Origin of the sequence: Streptomyces sp. NPDC023723 (genome assembly GCF_040639815.1) — a bacterium.
Lineage (GTDB): Bacteria > Actinomycetota > Actinomycetes > Streptomycetales > Streptomycetaceae > Streptomyces.
In genome coordinates this window covers 52,588-61,729 of the sequence record NZ_JBFAAP010000012.1, presented here as the reverse complement: position 1 = coordinate 61,729, position 9,142 = coordinate 52,588, and the positions used below count along the sequence as shown (strand labels likewise).

Below are 9,142 nucleotides of genomic sequence, written 5' to 3'. Positions count from 1 at the left end.
CCTCCTGGGACGAGGACGCCGATGCCGGGGCGGAAGGGGCCGCTTCGGGCGCGGAGGAGGCCGATGCCTGGGCGGAGGAAACCGCTTCCGGCGCGGAGGGCGCCGGTTCCGGAGCCGAAGACGCCACTTCGGGGGCCGAGGACGCCACTTCCGGCACGGAGGAGGGTTCGTCGCCGGGACCGGCCGGTGCGTTCTCCTCCGCCCCCTCGGTGGTCCCGCCGCCGTTCTGCGTCCCGGTGGCCGGGCGGTCGCGGCTCTCCCGTTCACCGCGCAGACAGGTGCGGACCGACTCCGGGTCCAGGCCCTCGTTGCAGGCCTGGTGCAGCAGCCGGGCGAAGAGGTAGTCGGGGTCCGCCGCCAGGGCCATGGCCAGTGCTTCCCGCGCCTCCAGTTCGTCGCCGGTGGACCACGCGACCCATCCCGCCAGGGTGAGCGGCGCGGCGGCGTACTCGCCGTACGACCCGGCACAGCGGCGGGCCAGCGCGCGCCACAGCCGAAGGGCCCGGGGCGCCTCGTCGCCCTCCATCCACTCGGCCGCGTGGTCGCGGGTCGTGCGGTCCTGGAGGCCGAGGATGAGCCTCGCGGCCTCGTCGTGGGCGAGGAGTCCGTCGTCGCGGAGGTCCGCCCGGTCCGTACCGGTCACCGGCGGGGCGTCGGCCAGCCGCCTCATCAGCCGCTCCGCCAGGTCGAGGGTCTCCTCGGCCACCTCCGTACGGCTGCCGTCGTCGAGGATGCGGGAGACCAGCGTCACGCTGGCCGCGTCGAGCGCGGCTTCCTGCTCCCGGGCGATGGAGCCCTCCCGGGGGCGCAGCCTCGCGTGCAGTTCGCTCAGCGTGCCCCGCACCTGGAGGCCCGCGTAGGTGGCGGCGGCGGCCAGCACGGATGCGCCGGGCAGGCCCATCGCGGTGCCCTCGGCCGGGCAGCAGGACTGGTCGTCGCAGCAGTACGACCAGAACCGTCCGCCGGAGATGCACAGGGCCTCGACCACCGGCACGTCGAGGGAGCCGCATTCGACGCGCAGCGTCTGCGCAAGTGTCCGCAGCCGGGTCATGACCTGCTGTCCGGTCTCGCCCTTCGCGGGTTCCTGGCAGAGGTAGGCGACCACCTGCCCGGGCCGGGTGCCCCGGCGCGCGCCGCCGGTCACGAGCCCGTGGACCAGTTGCCTGGCCGCGGCGTCCCAGTCGTCCCGGTTCGGGGGAATGCCCAGCCGGGCCCGGCCGCCGAACCGGCCACGCCCGTCCCGTTCGTACAGGGCGACCAGGACGATGCTGTCCTCCGGGCGGTAGCCGAGGAGATAGGGCAGTGCGTCGGCCAGTTCGGCCGGGGTCCGCAAGGTGATCGGGCCCTCGTCCTCGTGCCCGTACACGGGTGGGGCGTCCGACCGCTCGCGCCCGCTGATGTCGCCGTTCTCGGAGGATCCGGTCGATCCGCTGTGGTTCGTCATGGCCCGACGATCTCGCGGAATTTGAAGCTCCGCTTTGCCTGTGGATAACTTCGATCAGGGGCACGTCAGCCGTGCCAGAGGCCGGCCCGGTGTCCGAGGCGGCGCCCCGGCTGTCAGTGGCTTCCTGTTGTATGGACCGCATGGAGCACACGAGCAACGCGGATCTGCGGACGGCCGCCGACACGGTCCTCTCCCGTCTCGTCGGGGACGCCTCCGGCGCATCCCGGCTGCGCGAGGACCAGTGGCGGGCGATCGAGGCGCTGGTCGCCGACGGCCGCCGGGCCCTGGTGGTCCAGCGCACCGGCTGGGGCAAGTCCGCGGTCTATTTCGTCGCGACGGCGCTGCTTCGCGCGCGCGGCGGCGGGCCCACCGTGATCGTGTCCCCCCTGCTCGCGCTGATGCGCAACCAGGTCGACGCCGCCGCCCGGGCGGGCATCCGGGCCCGGACCATCAACTCCTCCAACACCGAGGAGTGGGAGGCGGTCCAGGACGAGATCGCCGCGGGGGAGGTCGACGTCCTGCTGGTGAGCCCGGAGCGGCTGAACAACCCGGACTTCCGGGACCAGGTCCTGCCGAAGCTCGCCGCCGCCACCGGTCTTCTCGTGGTGGACGAGGCCCACTGCATCTCCGACTGGGGCCACGACTTCCGGCCGGACTACCGGCGGCTGCGCACCATGCTCGCCGACCTGGCGCCCGGGGTCCCGGTGCTCGCCACCACGGCCACCGCCAACGCGCGCGTGACCGCCGATGTCGCCGAGCAGCTCGGCACCGGAGCCGCTTCGGACGCCCTGGTGCTGCGCGGTCCGCTGGACCGGGAGAGCCTGAGCCTGTCCGTGCTGCGGCTGCCGGACGCGTCGGCCCGGATGGCCTGGCTCGCCGACCACCTCGACGCGCTGCCGGGGTCGGGGATCGTCTACACGCTCACGGTGGCCGCGGCCGAGGAGGTCACCGCCTTCCTCCGTCGGCGCGGGCACCCGGTCGCCTCCTACACCGGCAAGACCGAGAACGCCGACCGGCAGCAGGCGGAGGACGACCTCCTGGCCAACCGGGTCAAGGCGCTGGTCGCCACCTCGGCGCTCGGCATGGGCTTCGACAAGCCCGACCTGGGCTTCGTGGTGCACCTCGGCTCACCCTCCTCCCCCATCGCCTACTACCAGCAGGTCGGCCGCGCCGGCCGCGGCGTCGAGCACGCGGAGGTGCTCCTGCTCCCGGGCAAGGAGGACGAGGCGATCTGGGAGTACTTCGCCTCGCTGGCCTTCCCGTCCGAGGACCTGGTACGCCGCACGCTCGACGTCCTGGCCCAGGCCGGCCGGCCCTTGTCGCTGCCCGCCCTGGAGCCGCTGGTGGAGCTGCGCCGCTCCCGCCTGGAGACCATGCTCAAGGTCCTCGACGTGGACGGCGCGGTGCAGCGGGTCAAGGGCGGCTGGACCGCCACCGGACGGCCGTGGACGTACGACGCCGAGCGATACGACTGGGTCGCGCGGCAGCGCAAGGCCGAGCAGCAGGCGATGCGCGACTACGCGTCGACGACGGGTTGCCGGATGGAGTTCCTGCAACGCCAGTTGGACGACGAGGGCGCCAAGCCCTGCGGTCGCTGCGACAACTGCGCGGGCTCGCGGTTCACCGCCGAGATGTCCGACGCCGCACTCGACGCCGCCCGCGCCGATCTGGGCCGGGCCGGCGTGGAGGTGGAGCCGCGCCGCATGTGGCCGACCGGCCTGCCGGCGATCGGGGTCGAGCTGAAGGGGCGTATCCCGGCCGGTGAACAGGCCACGACGGGCCGGGCACTGGGGCGGCTGTCCGACATCGGCTGGGGCAACCGGCTGCGGCCCATGTTCGCGGCGCAGGCCCCGGACGGTCCGGTGCCGGACGATGTCGCCAAGGCGGTCGTCGGGGTACTGGCGGACTGGGCGAAGGCTCCCGGCGGCTGGGCCCCGGGCGTGCCGGATGCCCGGTCGCGCCCGGTCGGCGTGGTCACCGTCGCCTCCCGCACCCGGCCGCACCTCGTCCGTTCCCTGGGCGAGCGCATCTCCGAGGTGGGGCGGCTGCCGTTGCTCGGTGCCGTCGAGTACACGTCCGACGCGCCCCGGGCGACGCGCAGCAACAGCGCCCAGCGCCTCAAGGTCCTCGACGGGGCCCTGACCGTGCCGCCCCAGCTCGCCTCCGCCCTCGCCGGGCAGCGTGGTCCGGTGCTCCTCGTCGACGACTTCACCGAGACCGGCTGGACCCTCGCGGTCGCCGCCCGGCTGCTCCGGCGGGCCGGCGCGGAGGAGGTGTTGCCGCTGGTCCTGGCCGTACAGGGCTGACCGCCCGGGAGGGCGCGCGGAACAGCGGACCCGCACAGCCGACGGCGCCCGCACGAGGCGCACGACCGTGCCGGATCTGGCTGTGCCATGCGTCACCGGGGGAAGCCCTGGGTAGGGATATAAAACACACATCATCCGATACCGGTCGCCGGTTTCAATTGCTCGTTGCCGCAACCCAGTTCGACAGGAAGAATTGGACTCCGCTCCCCGCGTGGCCCGTCCGTGACCCGGCAGGGCCGCACCGCGGTGCGCGTCCCCCGAATCAGACCCTGCCCGCGTGCGGGCGCGTAGCCGAAGGGAGGAACGTGACCTTCGGATTCGCTCCGTCCTCGGCGGCGCCCTTGTCGCCGTCCACCACGTCCGCCACCCGTGTACTCGAACCGGCGGAGTGGGCCGCCGCCGGCATCCCGCTGCTGCGCAACCCCCGGGAGATCGTCAGCGGGCTGCACGCGCGCCATCGTCCCAGGCCCGCCACCACGATCGTGGCCGTACTGGACCCGGACGAACGCCTGCGCGCCAGCGCCTCGTTCGCCGGCCGTCCGGCCCAGGCCGACGGGTGGATGTTCCGCAACGTCCTGCTCGCCCAGCTCCGCCGGGTCATCCCGCACGACCTGCGCCGACGCACACCGGTGCGCACCGCCGTGCTGCTGTCCTGCCGCGACGGCGACGCGCGCTGGACGGAGGAGGACGGGGCGTGGATGTGGGGGCTGCGGGACGCGTGCACCCTGCACGGCCTGCGCTGCGGGGCGTACATCACGCTGACCCGGGACGGGTGGCAGGTACTCGGCGAGGGCCGGGGCGGGCGCCGCCCCAGCTCGGCTTCGGCACCGGAGCCGTTCGCCACTTCGGAGGTGCCGCTTCCCCCACCGCGTACGGGCGGTGTGGCCTCAGAGGTACTGCGTCGCGCGGCCGCGCGCTGACGGCCTAGGCAGGTCCCCCGCGTCGGCGGCATCGCAGGCGCCCTTGTTGCGCGAACACCGCACCTCGGCGCGAGCGACCCCGCTGCACGCGGCTCTCGCACCGCCGAACAGCCAACCCCGTTGCGCGAATACCCGCACCTCGGCGCGAGCGACCTCATGCCTCCGCGCAAGCAACCCCGTTGCGCGACCGCCGCGTCTCCGTCTCCGCGGGAACAACCCAGCTACGCGCCCCCGTACGTCCGCGTATCGCCGGTCCGGCGCCACGGCCCAGGGCAGAGGCAGAATCGGGGATGCGGGCCAGCCCCGTGCCCCGGTACCGCCGGTCGGAGACGCCGGTTGCCGCCGCACCACGTCGCCCGTAGTCGGTCAGTACGCGGACCACGGAGAACGGGTCCGCCGGGCAGGCGAAAGCCGCCGCCGTACGGATGCCGCACGGCGACCCCTTCGTCGGCCCGGCGCGGAACCGGCCCGCGGGAGCCGGCTCAGGCCGTCGCGCCCAGCACCGCGTTGATGCGCTGCGGGTCGCCGCAGACGATCAGCAGGGCACCGGCACGGGTGTGGGCCAGCGACAGCGCGGTGGCGGCAACGGCCTCGGAACCGCCGTTGACCGCCACGACGACCACGGGCCGCACTGCGGCGCGGTCCGCGGCGACCGCGTCGGCGTAGAAGACGTCGTCGCCCGCGTCGTGCTGGGCCCAGTAGGAGGCTTCGCCGAAGGACAGTTCGTGGGTGGCCCACGGGTGTGACTCACCGGTGGTGAGCACCAGCACGTCACCGGGAGCGCGACCCGCGTCCAGCAGCAGGTCCACGGCCTCTTCGGCGGCGTCGAGAGCGCCTTCGACCGAGGCCGGGATCAGCTGGATCTGCGGAGCGGCCGAGCCCGCGGCGGGAGCGGCGGGAGCCGCAGGACCCGACGGGCCGGGCTTGACCGCAGCCGCGTCACGTGGCGTGCGCTGCGCCGGAGGCGCGGGGCGGAGTGGGCCGGGACGCCCGGGACGCGGCGGAGCCGCGGGGCGAGGACCGGGAACGGGGCGAGGGGTCGGCGCGATGCGGCCGCTGGCCGGAGTGGCGCGGGGACCCTGGGCACTCTCGTGAATCTGAGGCTCCTCGGGAATGAGAGGCATGAGCTGATTTTTATCAAACGTTGGTGCGGCTCGCGCCAGCGGGTGGCACATACGCACGGATGGAAGCGTCAGAAGTCGAAGCCGAGCTGACCCTCGATCGCCGGAACGCTTCCCTCCGCCAAGCTGCGGACCTTCTTGAGGTGCCGCCACTGGGGCAGCGCATCAAGATACGCCCACGACAAACGGTGGTACGGGGTGGGGCCCCGCTCCGCCAGTGCGGCCTTGTGCACGGGCGACGGATACCCGGCGTTGTCCGCAAAACAGAAGTCTGCATGGTCGATACCCAGTTCGGCCATCATTTTGTCGCGCTGGACCTTGGCGATCACCGAGGCCGCCGCGACCGCCACGCACGACTGGTCACCCTTGATCACCGTGCGTACTCGCCAGGGTGTGCCGAGGTAGTCGTGCTTGCCGTCGAGGATGACCGCGTCGGGACGGACCGGCAGGGTCTCCAGGGCCCGGACCGCGGCGAGTCGCAACGCGGCGGTCATCCCCAGGTCGTCGATCTCCTCGGGCGAGGCATGCCCCAGGGCGTACGACGTCACCCAGGTCCGCAGCACCTCGGCCAACTCGCCCCGTCGCCTGACGGTGAGCAGTTTGGAGTCGGTGAGGCCCTCCGGGGGCCGGCGCAGACCGGTGACGGCCGCGCAGACGGTGACGGGGCCGGCCCACGCGCCACGCCCCACCTCGTCGACACCAGCAATGATCTTCGCTCCGGTCGTGGCGCGAAGAGAGCGCTCGACGGTGTGGGTGGGTGGTTCGTACGGCATGGCGTTCATAGCGTACGCCGCCCCGAACCGCCGTCGACACCCCGGTTCCCTCAGCGGCGCGACGCCCTTCTGAGCCGCTTTCCCCGCCGCCCGGTCAGGGGCCGGGAGGACGCAGCAGCGGCACCATCAACTGGTCGATCATCTTCTCTATTTCCGGGTCCGCCCATTCGCTGCCGCACACCTTTGAGCGATACATCATCATCGCCGGGAGAGCATCGAATACATAGCCGTTCGCCGCATCGGAACGCACCTCGTTCCGCTCGATTCCACGATTGATGACCTCGCGCAGCAGCCTGATGGTCGGCTCGATCACGACCTCCGCGATTACGGCGTGGAAGCGTTCCGCCTGCGCGGTGTCGCATTCGTGAATGACCGAACGCAGGGCGAGTCCAGGCCGGGAGAACATGGCGTCGCGGGCCCGCCGGCACAGGGCGAGGAGGTCTTCGCGCACGCTTCCCAGGTCCGGCGCGGTGTCGAAACGCGACAGCCGGGACCGCAGCGCGTCCGCGACGAGATCCTCCTTGGACGGCCATCGCCGGTAGACGGCCGCCTTGCCGGTCTGCGCGCCGGCCGCGACGCCCTCCATCGTCAGCCCGTTCCAGCCGACCGTGCCGAGCTGCTCCAGCGCCGCGTCGAGGATCGCGCGTTCCAGCACCGCGCCACGCCGGCGAGAGGCCGCCTGAGCGGCGGCGACCCCCCATTGTGAAGTAGTCATTCAGCTGCCTCCAGAGGCATGTGAAGCGGGGATTCGGAGGTGCGGGGAGGCGCCGCGCGACCGCGAGGGGGAGGGAAACGCGACACCGGGGACAGTGAACGCTTGCGTTCACTGTCCGAGGGTCACTACCGTCGGCATGACAGTGAACGTCAGCGTTCACTAAGTCTCGCGTGGGGGATTCACAGTGACAACCTCTCCATTACTCCAGGACCGGAAGCCGGGCCAGGCCCGCAGGAACCAACGCCCCGGCATCGCGCTCACCGTCATCGCGGCCTGCCAACTCATGGTGGTACTCGACGCGACGATTGTGAACATCGCTCTCCCGCACATTCAAGACGCCCTGAAGTTCAGCACCACCGACCTCACTTGGGTGGTCAGTGCCTACACGCTCACCTTCGGCGGTCTGCTGCTCCTCGGCGGCCGGGCCGGTGACATCCTGGGCCGCCGCCGGGTCTTCATGGCCGGCATCCTGATCTTCACCTTCGCCTCACTGCTCGGCGGATTCGCCCAGGAGCCCTGGCAGTTGCTGGCCGCGCGGGTGCTTCAGGGCATGGGCGGCGCGATCGCGTCCCCCACCTCGCTGGCTCTCATCACCACGACGTTCTCCGAGGGTCCCGAGCGCAACCGCGCCTTCGGTGTCTTCGCCGCCGTCTCCGCGGGAGGCGGCGCCATAGGCCTGCTGGCGGGCGGCATGCTCACCGAATGGCTCGACTGGCGCTGGGTGCTCTTCGTCAACGTGCCCATCGGCCTGCTGATCGCCGCGCTCGCCCCGCTGTACATCAACGAGTCCGAACGGCACTCCGGCCGCTTCGACATCGCCGGTGCGGTGACCTCCACGGCGGGCATGGCGACCCTTGTCTACGGCTTCATCAGGGCCGCGGACGAGGGCTGGCGGGACAGTCTGACCATCGGCTCCTTCGGGGCCGCCGTGGTCCTGCTGCTGGCGTTCGTCCGCATCGAGTCCCGGGCCCGGGAACCGATCACCCCGCTGCGGATGTTCACCGACCGCAACCGCTCCGGCACGTATGTGATCATGCTGAGCCTGGCCGCCGCGATGTTCGGGATGTTCTTCTACATCGTGCTGTTCGTCCAGAACGTACTGGGCTACACCCCCATCGAGGCCGGACTCGCCTTCCTGCCGGTCACCGTGGTGATCGCGCTGGGTGCCGGTCTGTCCCAGCGCTTCCTCCCCGTCCTCGGCCCCAAGCCGTTCATGGTCGCCGGCTCGACGCTGGCGGCGATCGGACTGGCCTGGCAGGCGCTGATCAGCTCCGACAGCTCGTATGTGGGCGGGGTGCTGGGGCCCATGCTCATCTTCGGTTTCGGGATGGGGCTGAACTTCGTCACGCTGACGCTCACCGCGGTCTCCGGCGTCGCCCAGCACGAGGCGGGCGCGGCCTCCGGCCTGCTCAACACCATGCAGCAGGTCGGCGGGGCACTCGGGCTGTCCATCCTGACGACCGTGTTCGGCACGGCGAGCAGGAACGAGGCGGAGAAGCAACTGCCGAGCTTCCTCGCCGACAGCTCGCCGGAGCAGAAGGCGGAGTTCGCCCGGACCCAGCAGCTGCCCGCCCCCTGGGGGCACGACGTACTGGCACAGGGCATCTCCGCGGCGTTCGTCCCGGCCGCCGCGATGGCCGTGCTCGCGCTGGCCACGGCCTGGCTGGTGATCCGGGTCCGCAAGAGCGACCTGGAGGCCCTGTCCGGGACCGCCGGGCCCGCCGCCGGATGAGGTGACCAGCCCGCGGGCCGGCCGGGGCCGGCCGACAGGTCTGTATTCCGCGGCCTGTCGGCCGTCGTCCCGTCGGCTCACGGCCCCTGTCCGGCGGCTCCATGACCGTCCGTGACGCTCGGGAGCGGACG

The 9,142-nt window shown here is 72.2% G+C and carries 7 protein-coding genes; 3 read left to right on the top strand and 4 right to left on the bottom strand.

Annotated elements, in window-relative coordinates:
* The coding region (locus AB0G32_RS16200) for a DUF4192 domain-containing protein (protein ID WP_361163000.1) at positions 1-1,444 on the bottom strand (1,444 nt) is incomplete at its 3' end.
* Between the two features lie 140 nt (positions 1,445-1,584).
* Between AB0G32_RS16200 and AB0G32_RS16195 the strand changes: the two genes are divergently transcribed.
* The gene (locus AB0G32_RS16195; RefSeq protein ID WP_361162998.1) at positions 1,585-3,750 is read left to right on the top strand and encodes a RecQ family ATP-dependent DNA helicase; all 2,166 of its coding nucleotides are present in this window, start codon (positions 1,585-1,587) and stop codon (positions 3,748-3,750) included.
* Positions 3,751-4,055: 305 nt separating this feature from the next.
* The gene (locus tag AB0G32_RS16190) at positions 4,056-4,670 is read left to right on the top strand and encodes a hypothetical protein (protein WP_361162996.1); all 615 of its coding nucleotides are present in this window, start codon (positions 4,056-4,058) and stop codon (positions 4,668-4,670) included.
* Between the two features lie 482 nt (positions 4,671-5,152).
* Here the strand turns inward: AB0G32_RS16190 and AB0G32_RS16185 are convergent, their stop codons facing one another.
* The 3 genes from AB0G32_RS16185 to AB0G32_RS16175 all read right to left on the bottom strand — a co-directional run bounded on the left by AB0G32_RS16185 (position 5,153) and on the right by AB0G32_RS16175 (position 7,279).
* Positions 5,153-5,794 (bottom strand): hypothetical protein, encoded by a 642-nt coding sequence (locus tag AB0G32_RS16185; protein ID WP_361162994.1) that lies wholly within the window; start codon positions 5,792-5,794, stop codon positions 5,153-5,155.
* Between the two features lie 68 nt (positions 5,795-5,862).
* Complete coding sequence (locus AB0G32_RS16180; RefSeq protein WP_361162992.1) at positions 5,863-6,564, bottom strand: ribonuclease HII; 702 nt, start codon at positions 6,562-6,564, stop codon at positions 5,863-5,865.
* Positions 6,565-6,658: 94 nt separating this feature from the next.
* Positions 6,659-7,279 carry a TetR/AcrR family transcriptional regulator gene (locus AB0G32_RS16175; protein ID WP_361162990.1) on the bottom strand — a complete coding sequence of 207 codons (621 nt, stop codon included), beginning with the start codon at positions 7,277-7,279 and terminating at the stop codon, positions 6,659-6,661.
* A 184-nt stretch (positions 7,280-7,463) separates the two neighbouring features.
* On the opposite strand from AB0G32_RS16175, the gene AB0G32_RS16170 reads away from it, so the two are divergent.
* Positions 7,464-9,011 (top strand): MFS transporter, encoded by a 1,548-nt coding sequence (locus tag AB0G32_RS16170; protein WP_361162988.1) that lies wholly within the window; start codon positions 7,464-7,466, stop codon positions 9,009-9,011.
* The last annotated feature ends 131 nt before the right edge of the window (positions 9,012-9,142 follow it).